Here is a 20390-nt window from a genome sequence, read left to right on the forward strand (position 1 = left end):
ACACTTTTAGCGTTAAATTGAAATTTCTCCGCAAAGTCTTTTGCCATAAGCAAACAGTTTTCAGCTATTGAAATGATAGTTTTCGTTTTATTTACACAATTAAGCAACAAGATGTAGAGGTCCCGTTGAACAACTCAGCAAATAACCAGACGACGAATAAATATCCTTTTGGTGCCAGCCTAACGCTGTTGATCCCTATGCTATCGGCTATTGTCGCTATCACGCCACTCGCCATTGACATGTATCTCCCCGCAATGGCTACACTTGCATCGAGTTTTCATACTGACATTACCTTAGTACAGCAATCATTAAGCTTATATTTAGCAGGTTACGCCTTAGGCATGCTCTGTTTCGGCCCCCTAGCCGACAGGTTTGGCAGAAAAAAATTGGTCATTCTTGGTTTAACTGGCTTTATGCTCACAAGTTTAGGTCTTGCGTTCGTCACCACGATAGAAAGCTTTTTGGCTTTACGCTTTTTTCAGGCTTTTATCGGCGCTGCAGCCACGGTTGTTGTTCCGGGGTATATCAAAGAGCTGTATGGGAAAAACACCGCTAAAGGCATGTCTTATGTCAGCTTAATCATGATGTTAGCACCATTAATAGCCCCAAGCATTGGGAGCTTAATTCTAGAGTTTGGTGAGTGGCAGCTTATCTTTTTTATCCTGGCATTTTATGCACTAACCTTGCTTATTTTAGTAAGCCTAAAGCTGAATATGCCAAGCGATAAAGATCCTTCAAGTAGAAGTGAACAATCCTTTTTTGGTGCTTATGCCACCGTGTTTACTAAGAAGGGAGTTAAACTCAATATAGCCAGTGGCGTATTAACCTCATTTGCTTTTTTCTGCTACTTAACCGCATCACCATTTGTGTATATGGAAGTGTTTGGACTCGATAAATCAGTGTTTGCGATTTTGTTTAGTACTAACGTAGGCGCATTAATGCTAGCCAATGTGATTAATAGCAAAATCGTTGGACGTTATGGTTCAAAACGTATGCTCAAAGTAGCAACCTTTTTCGGCGCTATAGCAGGTACAGCTCTGCTAATAGTTAACCTATTAGGACTCAACTACCTGTTTACAGTGATGATGTTATTGCCCTTAATGGCTTGCCTAGGTGTGATGTCGGTTAACGCTGATGCGATTGTGCTGATGAAATTTCAAAAGGAAACAGGTACTGCAACAGCTGTAATTGGTACCTTAAGGTTTGGTTTTGGCGCGTTAGCAGGCCCCTTGTTAGCCCTATTTTATACAGGTACAGCAGTGCCGTTCTCAGCCTTAATGCTTTCGGCGGTGATACTAGTCGCTTGTTGTCAGTTTTTAAGCAGCCATGAGCCTATAGAGACTAATGAACAAGCATAAGGGAAATATCACTGATAAATCTCGTTATTAAAAGTGTATGCATTAAGCCTTGTATCCACAGCAAGGCTCAGAATTTAGTATTTTCTATAACAGCAACCTCATTTGCCATTCTCCTCAATAACGCCCAAAAACTCCACTTAGACCACCAAAGTTCAATAATCGTACTCTTAAATAACCGCCCTCATACCTAATCATCTTAAATAACCAAACTCAAAATAATTGCTCTGCCATCATTAATCGACCTCCTATCATTAACCTCCTCGCAGTAATGTTGCGAGCACTACCTCCCTATAAATACTCTATTTTTATTCACTATTTTTGCAGCGATAATGAAAATTCTTCAATTAGAACAGTTTTTCAATTAAATCACTTGTAATAAACCAAGGGTTTTATATGATGAAAATACATTCAGTTTGAATGTTTGCCGAGCAATTTAATACTGTAGTTAGTTTTCTAACAGCATTTTTCGGCATTTCACGAGTGAAGATTACCGTCTGAGCTTAACTATTAGAGCGATTACCGTCGCTGTATCGAGATACTGCATACCGTCGCGGTAACTTAAGAGGAAGTATTATGGAGAAGTTATCTGGCGCCAGTATGGTTGTCCGTTCTCTTATTGATGAAGGTGTAAAACATATTTTTGGCTATCCAGGCGGATCTGTTCTGGATATCTATGACGCTCTGCACGAAAAATCCAATATCGAACATATTCTAGTACGTCACGAACAAGCTGCAGTGCATATGGCTGATGGTTACGCCCGTGCAACTGGCGAGGTTGGTGTGGTACTTGTGACCTCCGGACCGGGTGCAACCAATACCATTACCGGCATCGCAACCGCGTATATGGACTCTATTCCATTAGTTGTTATTTCAGGCCAGGTACCCAGTAATCTTATTGGTAATGATGCATTCCAAGAATGCGACATGATTGGTATTTCACGCCCAGTGGTTAAACACAGCTTTTTGGTCACCGATCCAAGAGACATTCCAGCCATTATCAAAAAAGCGTTTTATATCGCCTCAAGTGGTCGCCCAGGACCGGTAGTAGTTGATGTTCCAAAAGACTGTATGAACCCGGCGATTTTGCATGATTATCAATATCCTGAAGATATCAGCATGCGCTCATATAACCCAACGACAACCGGACACAAAGGTCAAATTCGTCGTGGCCTACAAGCGCTACTTGAAGCTAAGAAGCCAGTACTTTATGTCGGTGGTGGTGCGGTAATTTCTGGTTGCGATGCACAAATTCTTGCTTTATCAGAAAAGCTTGGGATCCCAGTGGTAAGTACACTAATGGGTCTAGGCGCCTTTCCTGGAACCCACAAAAATAGTGTCGGCATGCTAGGTATGCATGGCTGCTATGAAGCCAATATGGCCATGCATAATAGCGACCTTATTTTTGGTATTGGTGTACGTTTTGATGATCGTACGACCAATAATGTTGAAAAGTACTGTCCAAATGCCAAAATTTTACATATTGATATTGACCCCTCTTCAATCTCAAAAACAATTCGGGTCGATATTCCTATTGTAGGCTCTGCCGAAAAAATCCTAGACGATATGCTCAAGCAGATCGAAACCAACGACTATGGTATTACCGATCCAGGTGCCAATGATTCGTGGTGGAGTGATATTGCCAAGTGGCGAGCTGTTGATAGCCTTAAATATTCAACGAATGACCAAAAAATCAAACCGCAACAGGTCATCGAAGCCGTGCATAAGCTAACTAACGGTGATGCCTATGTCGCATCAGATGTTGGCCAGCATCAAATGTTTGCAGCGCTGTACTACCCGTTTAATAAGCCACGTCGCTGGATCAACTCTGGTGGCCTAGGAACTATGGGCTTTGGTCTACCTGCCGCGTTAGGCGTTAAACTCGCAATGCCAGATGAAACCGTTATCTGTGTTACCGGTGACGGCTCAATTCAGATGAATATTCAGGAGCTTTCTACCGCGCTACAATATGATATTCCGGTGATTATTATTAACCTAAACAATCACTTTTTGGGTATGGTTAAGCAGTGGCAGGATATGATCTATGCAGGCCGTCACTCACAGTCTTACATGGACTCAGTACCTGATTTTGCCAAGATTTCTGAAGCGTACGGCCATGTAGGAATGACGATTAGCAATCCAGCTGACTTGGAAGCAGGTCTTATAAAAGCACTCAGCATGAAAGACAAACTGGTGTTTATGGATATTCATGTCGATGAGACCGAGCACGTACATCCAATGCAGATCCGTGGTGGTGCAATGAATGAAATGTGGCTAAGTAAAACGGAGAAAAGCTAATGCGTCGAATTATATGTGTATTACTTGAGAACCAATCCGGCGCCCTTTCACGCGTTGTAGGACTATTTTCACAGCGCGGATATAACATTGAGACCCTAACGGTCGCGCCAACAGAAGACAAAACCTTGTCAAGATTGACCGTTACTGTAAATGCTGACGAATATGTACTCGAGCAAATAGAGAAGCAGTTACATAAGCTTATTGATGTACTTAAAGTCTCTAACATTACCGAATCAGCACATGTCGAGCGTGAACTGGCATTGATAAAGGTAAAGGCGCACGGTGACAACCGTGAAGAAGTGAAACGATTAGCCGATATTTTCCGCGGCCAAATTGTTGATGTCACTCAAAGTCTTTATACTGTGCAATTAATTGGTACAACAGAAAAACTCGATGCTTGTATTGCGGCGCTAGCAGATGTGACCAAGGTGGTTGAGATCTCTCGCTCAGGTGTTGTCGGTCTTGCCCGCGGTGAAAAGGCGATGAAAGCATAGTCTGTGTTCATTTGTAGTGACTAAATGCATCATCCAATTTAGGACGCGCATCACCCAATAGTAAAAGGGAGCCAATTGGCTCCCTTTTTAAATGCAGTTATTGGATGTGACCTATTGAATAGGCTATATGAGTTCGCGCGATTACTCTGCGTCGAGTAATCTCGTGCTAGCGATTTCAATCTTTCTTGGTTTCATCGCTTCAGGGATCTCACGCTTCAGATCAATATTCAACAAGCCGTTCTCTAAGTTTGCGCCAACCACAGTAACATAGTCTGCTAGTTGGAAGGTACGCTCAAAACCGCGCTCAGCTATGCCTTGATAAAGGTACTTACGAGTTTCTTTCTCTTCAGCCTTTATGCCCTTCACTAACAGCTTGTCGCCTTCACTGGTAATATCAAGTTCTTGCATCGTAAAGCCCGCTACGGCCATAGTAATACGGTAACGATGTTCATTTATCAATTCGATATTGTATGGAGGGTAACCGGAATTGCCTTTATTAGATGCCGCGTGTTCTGCAAGTTGAGCTAAGCGGTCGAATCCAATAGCGCTGCGGTATAGTGGGGTTAAGTCGTAGTTTCTCATGGGCATATCCTTGTATTAAGCAATATAAAAGTATGTTGGCCGACACGTGTCGCACCGATTGTGAAGCGCTAATTCGCGCTTCTTATTTAAATGTTGCCCCGAAGGCACAACTTTTAAATAGTTTGTTTAGGCCCTCATTGAGCGACCTTATTACTAATATGTGGATGTAAAAATGGTTTTTCAAGTGATGAGATGAAAGATAGTGAAATTAATAAAAAAGCCAGTCACGAATGACTGGCCTTCTTTTACACTAAGATCACTTGCGCCTAAATGATTAAAATCAGAATTAAGCGTACTTACTTAGCATTAGTTTGTAGCTGGACATCCCTTAACTTCAACACCGTTGTTCATGTAAACAAGCTTACCAGGAACAGGTGCGTAATCAGCAGCTTTAACTGTTGGGTTAGCAACAAAGAACTCACGTAATGCTGCAGCGTCAGTAATTTGAGTCGACTCAACATCAATCACAGGGTAATCATCACCACCAGCAGCACTGAAGCTAATGACTGAGAACGAGTATGTGTCAGTTAAGCTAAAGCCTTTGTTATTGATATCAGTAATATCAACTTCACCAGCAGCACAATCAACCGTCATAGAGATGTTATCAAGCTGAGCATATGCGCCAGAACCCGCAGTCTTAGTGGCAACAACATTTAAGTAGTCTTTTACTTCTGCGCCAGTCATGGTTGCTCTAGTTACGAAGTTACCAAATGGCTGAACAGTCAGTACATCGCGGTAAGTGATCTCACCAGCAGTGATTGAATCACGTACACCACCAGAGTTCATTACACCAAAGTCAGCATTAACTAAGTTAAATGTTCTATATGCGTGACCCAGTAAGTGACCTAAATTAGTTTGCTCTGCACGAACAACATTACGATCACCTTCAAGTTTAGCGTCAGTTGCCGAGATAACTTCATCAAGCAACTCTTGACCTTGTTGCTGGAATGGCTTCAATACAGAAGTAACAACTGGATCTGGTTCAATCTCTTCACCAATATTCACGTAAACACTGTTACCGTTTTCATCTTTAACAGTTTCACCATTCTCATCTTTTAACTTAGTTTTTAAGTTAATTGGAATAAGTTTGTAACTCGCAAGCTGCAGCTCACCGTTAAAGTATTCAAAATCGGCGCGACCAACATACTTACCCCACTCGTGGGCTTGCATGATGTAAGTACCATTTTGTTGATCAGGTTTACACTCATCACCTGGAGTAAAGTCAGCATATTCATTGCCTTCCATACATACAGGGTTTTGTGAGTGACCACCGATAATCGCTTGCAATTGACCAGCCTCTAACGAGCGAGCTAGCGTTACATCACCAGGTGCCTCACTACCATGGCTACCATCGGCGTAATGGCCCATGTGTGTAGTTGCAAAAATCAGATCAACGGTTTCATTGGCTTTAATTTCGGCGATCGCCTTAGTGATCTCTTCTTCAGGGTCGGCGAAATGGATCTTAGCGACATTGTCCGGGTTAACTAGCTTAGCTGTATCTTTGGTTGTTAGACCGATAACGGCAATTTTAACACCATTAACTTCAAATACTTTATATGGGTCAAAGTAACGCTCATCAGTCACGTTACCTTCATCATCTTTGTGATAAATATTAGCCGCTAGCATTGGGAAGTCAGCTAGCTTTGCTTGCATACCTAACACAGATAAATCGTTATCAAACTCATGGTTACCAAGTGCCATAGCATCATAACCAAGTAAATTCATACCAACGAAATCAGGTACTGCGTCCTGCATATCTGACTCTGGTACACCAGTATTGATGTCACCACCAGACAATAGAATGGACTCACCGCCGTTTGCTTCAACTTCTGCACGGATCTGCTCGATAAGCGTCATACGTGCGGCCATACCGTACTCGCCTTTGCTGTTTTCCCAGAAGCGACCGTGGTTATCATTCGTATGCAAAACAGTAAACTTACTACAAGCGTCACCAGCTTCTGCACATGTCTTAGGTGAAGAATCGTTATTATCACTACCACAAGCCGTTAACGCTGTAACAACAGCCGTCGCGACGAGTCCTTTTAGTAAAATCTTATTCATTACAATCAACCCCTTGATTATTTTTATATTTTGTAATTTTATGGTTATCTAGCAAAAGGCATCATTTCCTTTTGCGCCAAGCCATCTTATCAAAGCTTAGGCGTAATTTGTGTCACAATTATTACACATCGTGATCTAAGCGACTCTTTTATATACGAATTATGACAGAGATAGTTCTAACCAAAAAACAAGGGGGATAGCAACAAGGGGAATAAACCAAGCGGGTAGAAATATTGGCAGTAAATAGTAAAATAAAGTCAAACAATACATAAGATTATGCATAAGGCGTAAATTATCGGATTATCCTCAATAGCGAACAGGCCTAACGATAAAACATCGACAAGACCTGCTCAAAAAAGCATCGAACAGATTTTATTTTGCGTTTGGTAGGACTTGCTGTAACCAAATAGAGATGTCACGTAACTGCTCAGGCAACACATTATGCGCCATTGGGTAGGTTTTCCATTGGGTGTTAAAACCTGCTTTATTCAACAATTCATGTGCTGTTGCGCCTGCAGTGACAGGAACGACATCGTCATCTATGCCGTGATGCTGAAGAATTGGCGTCTCTTGGTTTACACCTGAGATCCCATCTGGCAAAGAGTCACCACTGGGTAAATAACAAGACAGAGCCATGATCCCGGCTAATTTCTGGGGTAACCTCAAGCCAGTGTATAAACTCATTACGCCACCTTGGCTAAACCCAGCTAACACAATATTGTCTGTTGAAATGCCCAATGCGACCTGTTCTTCAATTAAACCGATGATCGCTTGTTCACTCTGTTTTACACCAACCATGTCAGCCCGATCATGCAAATCCATACTCTTAATGTCATACCAGGCACGCATGACATAACCACCGTTAATTGTCACCGCTTGCTCTGGTGCATGGGGAAAAACAAACCGTATACAATGATCATTACCTAATCCCAGCGCGGGGACAACAGGAGCAAATCCTGCACCTGAATCTCCTAAGCCATGTAACCAAATGACACAGGCTTTGGCTTCTCGGGTGGGTTCAATGGTAATACGCTCAAGTTTGGAGTCTGACATAGTGTCCCTTTGCAATTAGAATTGTTAAATAGGCAGTGATAATACCAGCCTACAATCCGTTAGCCTATAGTGACTCTGACCCAAGTTTACAACTCAAGCTGATAAAATCATAAACCATAAAGCCTTAATTATGTTCACAGTTTTAGAATGGTTAATCCTATTTTATCGACTTTATTTATCACTATTTAGCACATAAGCTTGTTAGGTGAATAATCAAAAATAAGGCAGTATTCAAGATGGGTCTTCTTCAAAAAGGACGATGGGTAGATCAATGGTACTCAACTAAAGATAACGATGGCCAATTTCAGCGCCAGGAGTCAAGCTTTCGTCACTGGATCACCGCCGATGAACAGACTATTGATTCAAGGCTTGTCCCCTTTAAAGCCGAAAAGAATCGTTATCATTTATACGTATCACTGGCCTGCCCCTGGGCACATAGAACGCTCATTTTTCGTAAACTGAAAGGTCTTGAAGACATCATCAGTCTGAGCATTGTTGAACCGCATATGCTCAGTAACGGCTGGGAATTTGCTGGTGATAAACAAAGTGAGCTTGCCCAGCATATTGATGGTGCAGACAAAGACACACTTAATCAAACCGACTACCTTTACCAGATCTACCAAAAGGCCCAAGCCAACTATAATGGTCGCGTTACCGTGCCCGTATTATGGGACAAACAGAACCAAACGATTGTCAGTAACGAATCATCAGAAATAATACGCATGTTAAACAGCGAGTTTGATCATTTAACGGGTAACACTAAAGATTTTTACCCTGCACATCTGCGTCAACAAATTAATGAGCTCAATGACTTTATTTACCCGGCAATTAATAACGGCGTTTACCGTGCAGGTTTTGCTACCACGCAAACGGCTTACAATGAGGCTTATAACGATCTGTTTAATGCACTAGATAAAATTGAATTGTTACTCGAAAACAAACGCTATTTAACCGGGTCAGAGCTCACTGAAGCCGATATCAGGCTGTTTACCACGCTCATTAGGTTCGATGCTGTTTATGTTGGCCATTTTAAAACCAATAAAACACGCATTGTTGATTACCCCAACCTTCAGGGATATTTAAAAGACATCTATCAGCTACCAAAAATAGCTGAAACCGTTAATTTTGAGCATATTAAACAACATTATTACTTTAGCCATGACACGATAAACCCAAGCCGAATTGTGCCCAACGGGCCTGAATTGGATTTAATGTCTGCTCATGGTCGAGGCTAATATCGAAACGATAATAAATTACAAAAGAGTCATGTAAAGCTCAACGGAACTGGCGAATGAGTTTATTCGCCGATCCCCAGCTCCTGCATTATTTGTTGCAATTGCTCAGTTGAATCTAATTTGATATTCCACCGCACTGCGCCAGCATCAGCAACAAGTATCAAAGCATCCTGGTGAAATTTAATGTCATCAACCATAGCATATAGCTGACAGCCATTTTCTAAACGCACTTGAATTTCAAAAGGTGAAACAACCAATTTCCCAGCGCTAAAGTGAATAATCATAAGGGGTAGCATCTCTAAAAACTACAGGTTTAAAATAACAAAAAAGCCCAACCAATGTTGGGCTCAGAACGGCTGATTGCGATTGCGCCAGCTTCTAGCTTAGTGGTGGTGACCACCTTTACCGTGGGCATGACCATGAGCAATCTCTTCATTGGTCGCATCACGTACGTCGATCACTTCAAGATCGAAAGTCAATTCACGGCCTGCTAGTGGGTGGTTAACATCCACAGTTGCCATGAACTTGCCCACTTTAATAATAGTGACTTGACGTTGACCTTCATCGGTATTGATCAGTGCACGCATACCTGGCTTCCATACCGACGCACCTTGAAGGTGCTTAACAGAAACACGCTGCTCAGCATCGTCATTTCGCTCACCATAAGTTTCACTCGCAGGCAGCGTTACAGAGAATTTAGCACCAACGTCTTTACCGGTCAGAGCATCTTCAACACCAGGCATCATGTTGTCATGGCCATGAAGGTATGCAATAGGGTCTAAACCTTCATTGGTTTCTAATACTTCGCCCTGCTCATCACGTAATGTGTAGTTAAACTGCACGACTGAATCATCTTTAATGCTCATGGTATTCCTTAACTCTAATTTTGTGGCCGCAGCTTAGCAAAACTCGCCTTAAGCCTCTAGTGTTATCTAACTAGATAAAATAAAGATGCATTCGTTTTGAATACATCTTTGTCAAAATTAAATAAATTCACTCACTTTGAACTGGGGTTACTTTACTTAGTTTTGGCTTACTTAATCGGTATCTGACTTAACTGATAACTGACTTAACGGATAATTTACTTAACCTTCAGCGCCTTAAAAGTCGCTTCATCAGGATAACCATCGGCGACAAGCCCTTGACTCTTTTGGTAAGCCTGCAGCCCTTTTACAGACTTAGCGCCCAATATGCCATCAGGCTTACCAACATCATAACCTAAACTATTAAGTTGAACTTGTAGCTCTTTAACGCGAGATCGACTTAAGCTTGGCATCTTAGGTGGTGCAACCTTTAACGCTACGGCACCATTAATTCTATCAGCAAGATGGCCTACCGCTATCGCATAAAATGTCGAACGATTCCAGCGCATAATCACATCAAAATTGTCGTAGCCGAGAAATGCAGGGCCGGTATGACCTGATGGTAAATAAAGTGCAGCTTGCATGTCGGGTGTACTCAGCGGCGAGCCGTTAGTTTGAGTAATACCCAGTTCGGCCCATCGAACAAGAGGCTGCGCTTCAGCCTTACCCAAATGGGCATAAGAGAAGTTGGCTGGCAAGGTGACTTCCCTCCCCCAACGCTCATTGCGCTTCCAACCAAGATTTTGTAAAAAGTTAGCAGCTGAGGTCAACGCATCTTCGGTGCTATTCCACAGGTCTGCTTTACCATCCCCATTACCGTCAACCGCATATTTTGCATAAGCAGAAGGCATAAATTGTGTATGACCCATAGCACCAGCCCACGAGCCGACCATGTCTGTTTCAGCAAAGTTATAGCGCTCTTTAAGCTTTAGCGCCTGCATTAACTCGGTAGTGAAATACTGACTACGTCTAGGATCGCAGGCTAGTGTTGCTAAAGAATCAAGAACTGACATCTTGCCTTTATAGGAGCCAAAATTCGTTTCTAGCCCCCAAAATGCTAAAAGATATTGAGGCGGAATGCCGTACTCTTTTGCCAGTTTATCTAACAAGACCTTATGTTCTTGATAGAGCTTGCGACCTTGCTCCACACGCCAATCGGTAACACGTTTAGTAAAGTAGTTCTCAAACGACTGGCTAAACTCTGGTTGTTTTTGATCAAGCTCTATGACTCTTGGCACGTATTTAACGTTTGCCAACGTCGTATCGATAGTGTGTTGTGATATACCTTGAGCTTTTGCGGTTTGTTGTAGCTCAGCAACACAGCTTGCCCAATTAGGCTGTTCAGACGTTGCGTATACAGCTGAACTTGTAAGTAGAAGCGCTGTAGCCAGGGGGATTGATTTAAACAATAGAAGACTCCCAAAATGAATGACTGTAACGTACAAAATGACGTGGCTTGATTAAACTTACCTTAAACTCGCTTCATCTTGGCTGAAATTCATTCAAGCATTGAGCCTTGAGTGACTTCTTAAGAGTTTTCGCGAGGTTTTAGCAAGCCTTGTAAAATAGCATACTATGCTAGCAGCATAATATAGACTAAATTCACGCTAATATTACGCCGAAATGACGAATGTGTAGCAAATGCTTAAATTGCGACCTAAAGTCGCTGATATAAGATACTGTTGCTATATTCAGCTAGAGATAATTACCTTAAATGACTTGCTAAAATGCTAAGCCAGTTGCAGACTAATACACATTGAAATATGGCTTATTTACACCTAACCAAACAAGAGATTAATCATGACTGAAATGACTCCAGCAATAGAAAGTTTCATCAATAACGTAAAACAATCCCAGGTTGTTTGGGGCCTTCAAGATGAAACCGGTGAAGGTTGGGTAGTCTGTGACTCGTCTGAATACGAAGCCACTGATGTGATGCCTTTATGGTCTGAAGAAGCTCAAGCCAAAAGTCACTGCACTGACGAATGGGAAGGTTACCAAGCAGTAGCCATCACTCTTGAAGAGTTTTTAGAATTCTGGGTGAGTGATTTAAATGACGACGGTGTATTAATTGGCGTTGACTGGATTGCCGATCAAGACTGTCAAGAAGTCGACCCAATCGTATTGGCTACATCGCTAGTCGATGTTGAAAAAGAGTAATAAACAACCTCTTTTTGTACTGACCAAGTTATTGCTACATCAAAGCGCACAATCTAATCCATTGTGCGCTTTGTTTTATCATGAAGGAAAATATCCCGTGTCGCAGATAACCCCATTAATCGATATCCCGTTTGATCGCAGACATCATTGCTGGTTTTGTGGTGAGCCAAGCAATCAAGAGTGGGGCTATCTAAAAGAAACCTATACTCCGCACCCTTCCCTAACAGTTCCTTGCTGTAGCGAATGCTTAAGGCTGGCTAAACAGCATAAGCTCACCTCTATTTGGGACTGTAAAATGGCCGTTAAAGACGAGTTAATGCGGATCTATGAGAAGCACTTAGCCATTGGGGTCAATTGGACCAAGCAAGAACTTGAAGAGTCAGAGTTTGAAGATAAAGTCTTTGGTGGCTTTAAAAAGAGCGGCTGGATGATGTATGAAATCGCCCGAGACAGAGTCAATTATAGCGGCTGGCCGTTAAGTTTAAACGGTGTAGTAATTGATGACTACGGCTATGATGCCTCATTTAGTTTCGATGGCGTTAATTATCGCTCAGTAAGCCAGGCCATCGCATTTTATGCCAAACAATTCACCTTAGATAAACGGTTTTTAGAAGATGTTGTCGCCATCGTGGGTAAAGAGAGATTCGGTTTTGCCGTTCGTATCGCACAAATTAATATCGCCGCCGTACCAGAGCTAAAAAAGCAAGTATTGGGCGACTTAAGAGAAGAGCACGCAGACTAACAAGCAAACTTGTTAATCTTAGTGCTCGATTGCACTAGCTGAAACTAGCCCATTAATGTCTCTCTTAATTTATCCTGCACCACTTCTACGAGTAAGTCCGGTTGAAATTTTGAAATAAATCGATTACAACCGACTTTCTCGACCATCGCATTATTAAAGCTACCACTCAATGAGGTATTTAACGTAATAAACAAGTCTGCCATACGTTTATCGCTGCGCACTTCATGAGTGAGCTTATATCCATCCATTTCGGGCATTTCAGCATCGGTGATCAGCATTAAAATGTGATCGGTTATCACTTTGCCTTCGTCACACCATTTTTTTAGCTGATTGAGTGCCACAAGGCCATCAGTGGCCTCAATGACTTCAATCCCTAGCTGCTCAAGCGTCTCACGTACCTGCCTTCTTGCCGTAGCAGAGTCATCGGCAATCAGTACTTTACGCCCGCTCATTGACGGCAACAGCTGCTCATCGAGCACACCATCCGATAATCTAATGTCGTAATGTATAATCTCAGCAAGCACTTTTTCAACATCGATTATTGACACCAACTCTTGCTTATCTTGGTACTCAATTCGCGTTATTGCAGTTAAATAATTATCTCGTCCAACCGTTTTTGGTGGCGGTATAATATCCCCCCAAGTCAGATTAACGATATGCTCGACTTTATCCACTAAAAAGCCTTGTACCGAGCGGTTATACTCAGTAACGATAAGATTACTCTCAGGCTGTATGACTGACGGACGAAACCCTATCGCCTTACGTAAATCAATAACGGGTATAGATAGACCTCGAAGGTTCGCGACGCCAATAATACTACTGTGGCTACCAGGCATTGCACTTAGAGGTGGTACTTTAACGACTTCCTTGACCTTAAAAACGTTAATGGCAAACAGCTGAGTCGCACTTATTCGAAATAATAATAACTCGAGACGATTTTCACCGACCAGCTTGGTTCGTTGATCGACACTTGCCAACATTTGAGCCATGAGCTTCCCTTAATCTATAATTCTTTGCCTATGATTATAATGATTTATACGCTTAAATCATTTGTCTATGCCACAGAAAAGCGATCTAAATATCAACATCATCAGACAAACTGATAACGCTGCTAAGTTATTTATGTTTAAAGCGCAGAAAGTCTGCTAAAAAATTGATCGAAGAAATGGGTAATGCCGTATAGGACATTAGTTTCCTAAGGCATCAATTATCATGAAATTACCACTTTTCCCTCTCCAAATATGTATTTTACCCGGTGGCTTTACTCAGCTACGAATTTTCGAACCTAGATACCTACGGCTCGTTAAAGAATCATTGCTAGATAACTCTGGGTTCGGTGCTTGTATGTTAGACATTGATAACAAAACCTTGCTCCCCTTGGGAACCCTTTGCAAAATAGTGGACTTCGAAACCTTAGAGGGGGGGTTACTAGGGGTAACCATAAAAGGCATTAAGCGCTTTGAGCTCGGCACTTATGTCATAGAGGCTGACGGACTAAAAAAAGGACAGGCTACCTTGCTGCCTTCATGGCACTCGCAGCCTGTAGAAGAGCAACAAAAAAAGTACACGACAATATTAAAAGAGATATTAACTGAATATCCAGAACATTTGCGACATTATAAAAATGAAAATTTTAACGACCTAACATGGGTCTGCCAGAGATGGCTCGAGATTTTGCCACTGCCTCTAGCGGACAAACAGTACTGTATTGCAGCCAAGGATCACCTGTTAGCCTTATCAATGATAAACGATGTCATAAAATAAATTGATCCTATTTTTAATCCTTTCCGTATCTATCTAAAACATCTTGATCGGCAACTATTGATTAACAACTAACTAATAGTGCCCTTTTCATAACAGAGTGAGAATAATGCAAAATATTCAATCACAACGTTACCAAAGTGGTTATGATAAAGCTTATGTTCAGCAAACTAAGCAAACTATGGATAATACCAACCCAGACGATCTGCTAGCTCAGCTCACAGAACATCTCGTTAACGTTGCCACTGATCGTGACAAGCAAGCCTATGCGCACTTATTTAGTTATTTTGCGCCCAAGATTTTAAACTTTGGCAGCCAAAAGCTTTCAACCCAAGGTCTTGCCATGGATTTAGTGCAAGAAACCATGACAACCGTATGGACCAAAGCGCACCTCTTTAACGCTGAGAAAGGTTCAATTACCACCTGGGTATTTACTATCATGCGAAATCGCTGCTTTGATATGTTGCGTAAAGTTCAACACAACAAAGAAGACACTTTTGCAGATGATATTTGGCCTGTATTTGACTCTGCTGAAGCCTGCGAGCATGAAGATCACATACTTACTGCCAAGTTATTAAAACACGTAGACGACTTACCACCTCTTCAAAGACAAGTGGTCAAGGGAATATATTTACAAGAGCTAAGCCAACAAGAACTTGCGAGTAAATTGAGCGTACCGTTAGGAACGGTAAAGTCACGACTTAGGTTAGGCCTCGTCAAGCTGAAAGGTATCTTGGAGAAACACTATGATTAAATTCCACCCCAAAGATGAAATGTTGATCTTGCATGCACAGGGACAACTACATTTAGGCTTAGCAACCGCCGTTTCGGCTCATTGTGAACTATGTGCTGTGTGTAATAAAAAACTAAAAAACTACACCGAACAACAAGCTCAAATGAGTTTAGCTTCGTCTGCAAACTCTGAAGCTGGAGCTTTTGCATCGATGGATTTTAGCGACATGCTAAATCAAATTACAAGATTAGCCCCAGTCATAGATGTCACAACCAAAACAAGTAATGATTCAAAAACCGTCGTTGAAGTTAAGGGGGTTAAATTTGCACTACCGCGCGCTTTTAAGCAACAAGCGGGGAAATCATGGAGTGGATTTGGCAAGATAAGCCGTATGCGACTCGATGCTGATGAAGGCAGTGCTAGAGCAAGTTTATTGCATATCGATGCAGACGGTGAGATCCCTGAACACACCCATACAGGTCAGGAGATAACTTTGCTTCTTGAGGGGACTTTTGAAGATGAGTTTAGTCAATATGTACCTGGTGATTTTATTGAGTTAGATGCTAACCATCAACACTCGCCTAAATCAATGACAGGCTGTTTATGCTACACGGTTGTCGATGCTCCGCTGCATTTTACTAAAGGTATTAGCAAAATACTCAATCCAATTGGAGAGCTCATTTATTAATGATGCTTACTGTCAATCAGCAATAAAAAAGGTCACTTTAAGTGACCTTTTTTATTGCGCGAGCATCATAGTGCAGAGCGGGACCATTGTTTAAAAATAGCTTAGATATAGTTTAGATATAGTTTAGAAAAATAGTGTAGAACCTTAAGCTAGCCCTGAGCCGCAGCAACAGGTACCACAGGCACTATTCTTGAGCCATGTTCAGCGACAATATTCATAATGCCAAAATGAAGTTCTTCTGAAACTAACTGAAACTCGGCAAAGTCAGTGGTGCCAATATAAGCAAATACATTTAATTGCAAACCATACAAGCCAAAACCTTTAAACGTAACCCTGAGCGGGCTCTCCTCTACTTTCTCATGTTGCTCAAGCAAGGTACGGATATCATCAATAATATTATGGATCTGCTCGGTTGTGGTGCGATAATCCAAACGGATATCTGTTTTTAGTCTTATTTTTTCTCGCTCAGAGATATTCTCGATATCCATTTCAGATAATCGAGCATTCGGCACATTAATCACCGAGCGTTCAATCGTCCGTATTCGAGTGCACCTGAGCCCTATCTCTTCAACCGTGCCAGTAATACTGCCAAACCGTCCTATGTTACCCACCTTAATGGGCGCAGAGGAATACAAGGTGATAGTACCGATAAAGTTTTCAATCGTCTGTTTAGACGCTAACGCAACGGCAATACCACCAATGCCTAAACCAGCAAGAATAGTTGAAGCATCAAAGCCTAAATGTTCAAGCCAAATAAGCACCGATAGCATTACGAGGATCACTCGAGTGAAATTGGCAAGCGGCCTTAATAATGACGCCGTTTCACTATTACCACGGTTAATCCATCGAAGCCGTAAGCTATTTTGAACCACGTCAGTCAGAGACCAGATAAACCAGATGACCGCAATAAGCAGCAAAACGCCTGTATTGACTATCTCAATAACATTTGCAGAAAGTGTTGTGTGCGACATCCAGCCTCTAACAAGCAGTAATGCAGCTAACAACCTAAATGGACCAACGACTAGAGAAGCAACATCCTCTTTGTACTGATAACCGCTGCGTAAAATAAACTTTTTAGCAATCCATGTAATCGGAGTGACCACCAGCAAGGCTAGTATCAAATAACAAACCAGTAATGCCCACTCCCACAGGTTCAGCTTAAACAGGTGCCCCTCGGGAATATGTGTTACAAACCACTCAACGACAGGGCCATAACCGAGTTCACTATAAAGCAACGGCACTTTTGCAACCGTGGCATTAGACACTTTCCAAATAGAACCAAGCTGCTTACTTGGTACCTTTTGCAACAAGAGCGTTATCTCACTGCCTTTAATCTCTACTCTGCCAAAGGCATCACGATAATTTGGCAGTTGGTCTCCACTTCTACCATTTGGGGTATCATTTATCTCTTGCAGGTTAACCCAAAGATTTCGTTCAATGATGGCTATCAGCTGCTTGGCATATTCAGGCCCCTGCTCGGCATTCATTCCATCAGGTAAGTATCGTAAGTCCAAATACTTAGCCGCTTTATCATAATTTTGCTCAAATGCGGCTTCGAAAAATCCTGCCAGCGTCCCCCTTGGGGTATCTCGAAATAAGCTGTCTTTATAATCGTATAACTCTTCTTTGGCAGGTAGTGTCTGGGGATCCTTGGCTGGTTGCTGCGCAGCCGTGATAACGCCCGTACTATGTGCAACAAAAGGAGTGATAAGTGCGATAAATAAGACTAAAACTGAGGTAAACCGTAACATGAAGACTCCATTAGAAGGACGATTCCTTGCGCTAGCAGAACAAGTGCTACACACCTTAGCAAACTTTAACCCACTGTTAACACTCAATTGAGTGTAAAAAAAGCAGAAATTGTTCAATTAAAGGCTTGACATTAAAACCACACTGAATATAATTCGCTCAGTTTTTCAGATAGACCCTTTTAGATAGAAATCACCGCCTTTTTGTAAAATCCACGACTCGTCGTTTGATCCCCACATAAGCGTTATCTCAACTGGTTAAAATCATCTTTATTACAGTCATGCTACTGTCATAACATTATGCTTAACTGCTAAGCAGCTTGTTTATATGTGAAATTTGTGACATCGCAAACACATTCACATACATAATTAAACGCAAGCGACTTGTATAAGCATTAAAAGATGAGTAATCTCGAATAGAACTTAAAATTCATCTTTCGCAAAAATGCTAAGGATATCTTATTGTTAAAAAGCACTACCTGGATTAGGTAGCTTAAAATAAAAGGAGTGTGGCATATGTCATACCAAGTAAATGGACATGAAATTACAGTTAACTTTCCAGTTGATTCTATTTCAGTCAACAAAACATCAATCGCCTTTACTGACAGTCAAGGCAAAAATAGACAAACATTTTCTAAGCGTACTGAAGCGCTTCAATTTATGAAATGGTTATTGTCTAGCAATAAATAAGCTAAAATAGTAAAAAACGACTCTTCGATACACCTCCTCTCACTCGTATCGAATGTTTGTCTTCATAGGCAAACGAATAGGACTGACACATCTACTCAGCTATTTAGTCACATTCATTTGGTTTAGGCTTTACCTAACTGCTTTACTTAACTGAAAGGTATCTAGCCTAACCAAATGGAATAATCTCTTCCTAACTCATATTCCAAAGCGTCTGTTACCGCTAAATCTTTAAATCTTACCAGTCATATTTACGTTTATATCTCAGAAGCTGTATTTACGTTTATATCTGGGGAGCATAGTTGCATTACCGAGTAACCCGCCTTGGTGAATATAAAGCATTGGTAAGCACGGCTCTGTATCAAGTAGTTTTTCAACACACATCCAGCCAAGTGGATCGTAAAGTAGTTCAAACTCAATACCTGACTCTGACACCTTGTTATACATATCGTAAAAAGGCTTATACAGCTTACCAAAATGATATTTTTTGCCTATATCAACAATCCTAGGGTGTAATTGCTCATTACTCACCAGAAGCCTAAACTGCTGTTTTAGATAATCGTTATCACCGACACAGGCGCACGTTAATACTTCGATGTGTGGCGCATATAACGCCATATATTCACTTAAAAATACCGCCGTTGTGCCCGTTCCCGAGGGGAGAAACACTCGTAACTCACTTAGCTGCTCACTCGCACACCAATCAACCACTTCTTGTGCCAATTTATGTACCCCATAGCGTGCATATTCACAGCGCCCTCCTTCAGGAACAAACAGTAGTTCATCATGATGGGGTAAAACATGTTGCTCAATATACTCAATACAGCTCAAATCTTGCCTATCCGACAACGTTGACACATCAATGACATTCGCACCGTTAGCGATGGCCGCGGCATAGTTACCAACCGTCGAGCTCAATACCTGTTCCGCAATATGGTCGACATAAAAATCGAGCCTTAATCCCTTAATTTTGGCTAATGCCGACATCGAATACAGAGAATTGGCTACAGGCGAGCCATGGCCGACTAAACCAGACTTACCTGGAAATTCATTATCAAGAAAATAGGCAAATTTACGCGCTTTATTTCCAGAAAATGCCTCACTTAACAGATCGTCACGTTTCACATAAACATGATTGCCATTAAAAGAGATGGTTTCTACCGGTGTGTTAGCTAACAAAGAAGTACTCACTCAGATCCCTGACGGTTAATTAATAATTTTTCCCAGTCTATTCTAAACCTTTGCCCCATTTGAGGTAAGAGAATTAATAACCTATCCACAGGATTAAAAGTAGCAACAACTCAATTTTTGCTCATAGCCGCAAAGTAAGCCTGCTGAAGACTCAATGTAAAAATCACTAATTATTAGTCAAAAGGCTTACCGATACTTTCTACTCACTAGCAAATTACAATTAAAAACACTTAAATACAATAGCTTACATGTTGGCACGAAAATCGCTTAGATAAAAACATACCCTAAAGAGGGAATGAAAATTAAGGAGCCGTTAATGGCAGTACTACGTTTAGTGTTTAATATTGCTTGGTTTGTTTTAGGTGGTTTTGTAATGGGACTTGCGTGGTGGTTTGTAGGACTACTGTGTTTTATCAGTATTATCGGCATTCCCTTCGGTAGAGCCTGCTTTGTAATAGGTGAAATGACATTCTGGCCATTTGGACAAGATTCAATCAATAGACGCACACTAACGGGCAGTGAAGATATAGGTACCGGCGCATTTGGCATGGTGGGTAATATTATCTGGTTCCTATTTTTTGGGATCTGGCTAGCTATCGGGCACATTGCTCATGCATTAGCTTGTGCGGTCACGATTATCGGGATCCCATTTGCTTTGCAACATCTCAAATTAGCGATATTGAGTTTAACCCCTATCGGCCAAACCGTAGTGGCAAAGGCCTAATGATCTTGTTAAGTA

20 protein-coding genes are annotated in these 20390 nt (G+C 41.6%); 11 read left to right on the forward strand and 9 right to left on the reverse strand.

Annotated elements, in window-relative coordinates; translation table 11 throughout:
• The first annotated feature begins 125 nt into the window (after positions 1-125).
• From ACVBJC_RS13850 to ilvN, 3 genes are all read left to right on the forward strand, one after another.
• The gene (locus tag ACVBJC_RS13850; protein WP_447161351.1) at positions 126-1358 is read left to right on the forward strand and encodes a multidrug effflux MFS transporter; all 1233 of its coding nucleotides are present in this window, start codon (positions 126-128) and stop codon (positions 1356-1358) included.
• 573 nt (positions 1359-1931) lie between these two features.
• Positions 1932-3653 carry an acetolactate synthase 3 large subunit gene (locus ACVBJC_RS13855; protein WP_447161352.1) on the forward strand — a complete coding sequence of 574 codons (1722 nt, stop codon included), beginning with the start codon at positions 1932-1934 and terminating at the stop codon, positions 3651-3653.
• Positions 3653-4147, forward strand: coding sequence for an acetolactate synthase small subunit (gene ilvN, locus ACVBJC_RS13860; protein WP_447161353.1), 495 nt, complete (start codon positions 3653-3655; stop codon positions 4145-4147). The genes ACVBJC_RS13855 and ilvN overlap by 1 nt, the downstream gene beginning before the upstream one ends.
• Before the next feature lie 141 nt (positions 4148-4288).
• On the opposite strand, the gene ACVBJC_RS13865 is transcribed toward ilvN, so the two are convergent.
• The 3 genes from ACVBJC_RS13865 to ACVBJC_RS13875 all read right to left on the reverse strand — a co-directional run bounded on the left by ACVBJC_RS13865 (position 4289) and on the right by ACVBJC_RS13875 (position 7843).
• Positions 4289-4729 (reverse strand): Hsp20 family protein, encoded by a 441-nt coding sequence (locus tag ACVBJC_RS13865; protein WP_447161354.1) that lies wholly within the window; start codon positions 4727-4729, stop codon positions 4289-4291.
• A 306-nt stretch (positions 4730-5035) separates the two neighbouring features.
• Positions 5036-6790, reverse strand: coding sequence for a bifunctional UDP-sugar hydrolase/5'-nucleotidase UshA (gene ushA, locus ACVBJC_RS13870; protein ID WP_447161355.1), 1755 nt, complete (start codon positions 6788-6790; stop codon positions 5036-5038).
• 372 nt (positions 6791-7162) lie between these two features.
• Positions 7163-7843: an alpha/beta hydrolase gene (locus ACVBJC_RS13875; protein ID WP_447161356.1), complete on the reverse strand. Its 681-nt coding sequence runs from the start codon at positions 7841-7843 to the stop codon at positions 7163-7165.
• A gap of 236 nt (positions 7844-8079) precedes the next feature.
• Here ACVBJC_RS13875 and ACVBJC_RS13880 point away from each other — a divergent pair, with 236 nt between their 5' ends.
• Positions 8080-9078 carry a glutathione S-transferase family protein gene (locus ACVBJC_RS13880; RefSeq protein WP_447161357.1) on the forward strand — a complete coding sequence of 333 codons (999 nt, stop codon included), beginning with the start codon at positions 8080-8082 and terminating at the stop codon, positions 9076-9078.
• Positions 9079-9140: 62 nt separating this feature from the next.
• Here the strand turns inward: ACVBJC_RS13880 and ACVBJC_RS13885 are convergent, their stop codons facing one another.
• The 3 genes from ACVBJC_RS13885 to ACVBJC_RS13895 all read right to left on the reverse strand — a co-directional run bounded on the left by ACVBJC_RS13885 (position 9141) and on the right by ACVBJC_RS13895 (position 11350).
• Positions 9141-9362 (reverse strand): DUF3389 family protein, encoded by a 222-nt coding sequence (locus tag ACVBJC_RS13885; protein ID WP_447161358.1) that lies wholly within the window; start codon positions 9360-9362, stop codon positions 9141-9143.
• 99 nt (positions 9363-9461) lie between these two features.
• Positions 9462-9944: an FKBP-type peptidyl-prolyl cis-trans isomerase gene (locus ACVBJC_RS13890; protein ID WP_447161359.1), complete on the reverse strand. Its 483-nt coding sequence runs from the start codon at positions 9942-9944 to the stop codon at positions 9462-9464.
• Between the two features lie 215 nt (positions 9945-10159).
• Complete coding sequence (locus ACVBJC_RS13895) at positions 10160-11350, reverse strand: lytic murein transglycosylase (protein WP_447161360.1); 1191 nt, start codon at positions 11348-11350, stop codon at positions 10160-10162.
• 391 nt (positions 11351-11741) lie between these two features.
• On the opposite strand from ACVBJC_RS13895, the gene ACVBJC_RS13900 reads away from it, so the two are divergent.
• Together ACVBJC_RS13900 and ACVBJC_RS13905 are read left to right on the forward strand one after the other, a co-directional pair.
• Entirely contained in the window at positions 11742-12101 is a 360-nt protein-coding gene (locus tag ACVBJC_RS13900; RefSeq protein WP_447161361.1) for a DUF2750 domain-containing protein, read from the forward strand.
• Between the two features lie 97 nt (positions 12102-12198).
• The gene (locus tag ACVBJC_RS13905) at positions 12199-12843 is read left to right on the forward strand and encodes a hypothetical protein (RefSeq protein WP_447161362.1); all 645 of its coding nucleotides are present in this window, start codon (positions 12199-12201) and stop codon (positions 12841-12843) included.
• 44 nt (positions 12844-12887) lie between these two features.
• Here ACVBJC_RS13905 and ACVBJC_RS13910 read toward each other — a convergent pair whose 3' ends face one another.
• Positions 12888-13832 (reverse strand): chemotaxis protein CheV, encoded by a 945-nt coding sequence (locus ACVBJC_RS13910; RefSeq protein ID WP_447161363.1) that lies wholly within the window; start codon positions 13830-13832, stop codon positions 12888-12890.
• Positions 13833-14055: 223 nt separating this feature from the next.
• Between ACVBJC_RS13910 and ACVBJC_RS13915 the strand changes: the two genes are divergently transcribed.
• The 3 genes from ACVBJC_RS13915 (at position 14056) to ACVBJC_RS13925 (ending at position 16025) form a co-directional block, all read left to right on the forward strand.
• Positions 14056-14607, forward strand: coding sequence for an LON peptidase substrate-binding domain-containing protein (locus ACVBJC_RS13915; RefSeq protein ID WP_447161364.1), 552 nt, complete (start codon positions 14056-14058; stop codon positions 14605-14607).
• A gap of 106 nt (positions 14608-14713) precedes the next feature.
• Positions 14714-15358, forward strand: coding sequence for a sigma-70 family RNA polymerase sigma factor (locus ACVBJC_RS13920; protein ID WP_447161365.1), 645 nt, complete (start codon positions 14714-14716; stop codon positions 15356-15358).
• Positions 15351-16025, forward strand: a complete 675-nt coding sequence (locus tag ACVBJC_RS13925) for a ChrR family anti-sigma-E factor (RefSeq protein WP_447161366.1) — start codon at positions 15351-15353, stop codon at positions 16023-16025. The genes ACVBJC_RS13920 and ACVBJC_RS13925 overlap by 8 nt, the downstream gene beginning before the upstream one ends.
• Before the next feature lie 149 nt (positions 16026-16174).
• Here ACVBJC_RS13925 and ACVBJC_RS13930 read toward each other — a convergent pair whose 3' ends face one another.
• Complete coding sequence (locus ACVBJC_RS13930) at positions 16175-17776, reverse strand: mechanosensitive ion channel family protein (protein WP_447161367.1); 1602 nt, start codon at positions 17774-17776, stop codon at positions 16175-16177.
• A gap of 513 nt (positions 17777-18289) precedes the next feature.
• Between ACVBJC_RS13930 and ACVBJC_RS13935 the strand changes: the two genes are divergently transcribed.
• Positions 18290-18463, forward strand: coding sequence for a hypothetical protein (locus tag ACVBJC_RS13935; RefSeq protein ID WP_447161368.1), 174 nt, complete (start codon positions 18290-18292; stop codon positions 18461-18463).
• A gap of 261 nt (positions 18464-18724) precedes the next feature.
• On the opposite strand, the gene ACVBJC_RS13940 is transcribed toward ACVBJC_RS13935, so the two are convergent.
• Positions 18725-19639, reverse strand: coding sequence for a pyridoxal-phosphate dependent enzyme (locus ACVBJC_RS13940; RefSeq protein WP_447161381.1), 915 nt, complete (start codon positions 19637-19639; stop codon positions 18725-18727).
• 328 nt (positions 19640-19967) lie between these two features.
• On the opposite strand from ACVBJC_RS13940, the gene ACVBJC_RS13945 reads away from it, so the two are divergent.
• Positions 19968-20375 carry a YccF domain-containing protein gene (locus ACVBJC_RS13945; protein ID WP_447161369.1) on the forward strand — a complete coding sequence of 136 codons (408 nt, stop codon included), beginning with the start codon at positions 19968-19970 and terminating at the stop codon, positions 20373-20375.
• Positions 20376-20390 lie beyond the last annotated feature (15 nt).

Source organism: Shewanella sp. 0m-6 (genome assembly GCF_052977325.1).

What these genes read in the sequence shown, in the direction of transcription:
- ACVBJC_RS13855 (WP_447161352.1), top strand. Translation starts at nt 1,932, where the DNA reads ATGGAGAAGTTATCTGGCGCCAGTATGGTTGTCCGTTCTCTTATTGAT.
- ilvN (WP_447161353.1), top strand. Translation starts at nt 3,653, where the DNA reads ATGCGTCGAATTATATGTGTATTACTTGAGAACCAATCCGGCGCCCTT.
- ACVBJC_RS13865 (WP_447161354.1), bottom strand. Translation starts at nt 4,729, where the DNA reads ATGAGAAACTACGACTTAACCCCACTATACCGCAGCGCTATTGGATTC.
- ushA (WP_447161355.1), bottom strand. Translation starts at nt 6,790, where the DNA reads ATGAATAAGATTTTACTAAAAGGACTCGTCGCGACGGCTGTTGTTACA.
- ACVBJC_RS13875 (WP_447161356.1), bottom strand. Translation starts at nt 7,843, where the DNA reads ATGTCAGACTCCAAACTTGAGCGTATTACCATTGAACCCACCCGAGAA.
- ACVBJC_RS13880 (WP_447161357.1), top strand. Translation starts at nt 8,080, where the DNA reads ATGGGTCTTCTTCAAAAAGGACGATGGGTAGATCAATGGTACTCAACT.
- ACVBJC_RS13885 (WP_447161358.1), bottom strand. Translation starts at nt 9,362, where the DNA reads ATGATTATTCACTTTAGCGCTGGGAAATTGGTTGTTTCACCTTTTGAA.
- ACVBJC_RS13890 (WP_447161359.1), bottom strand. Translation starts at nt 9,944, where the DNA reads ATGAGCATTAAAGATGATTCAGTCGTGCAGTTTAACTACACATTACGT.
- ACVBJC_RS13900 (WP_447161361.1), top strand. Translation starts at nt 11,742, where the DNA reads ATGACTGAAATGACTCCAGCAATAGAAAGTTTCATCAATAACGTAAAA.
- ACVBJC_RS13910 (WP_447161363.1), bottom strand. Translation starts at nt 13,832, where the DNA reads ATGGCTCAAATGTTGGCAAGTGTCGATCAACGAACCAAGCTGGTCGGT.
- ACVBJC_RS13915 (WP_447161364.1), top strand. Translation starts at nt 14,056, where the DNA reads ATGAAATTACCACTTTTCCCTCTCCAAATATGTATTTTACCCGGTGGC.
- ACVBJC_RS13920 (WP_447161365.1), top strand. Translation starts at nt 14,714, where the DNA reads ATGCAAAATATTCAATCACAACGTTACCAAAGTGGTTATGATAAAGCT.
- ACVBJC_RS13925 (WP_447161366.1), top strand. Translation starts at nt 15,351, where the DNA reads ATGATTAAATTCCACCCCAAAGATGAAATGTTGATCTTGCATGCACAG.
- ACVBJC_RS13930 (WP_447161367.1), bottom strand. Translation starts at nt 17,776, where the DNA reads ATGTTACGGTTTACCTCAGTTTTAGTCTTATTTATCGCACTTATCACT.
- ACVBJC_RS13935 (WP_447161368.1), top strand. Translation starts at nt 18,290, where the DNA reads ATGTCATACCAAGTAAATGGACATGAAATTACAGTTAACTTTCCAGTT.
- ACVBJC_RS13945 (WP_447161369.1), top strand. Translation starts at nt 19,968, where the DNA reads ATGGCAGTACTACGTTTAGTGTTTAATATTGCTTGGTTTGTTTTAGGT.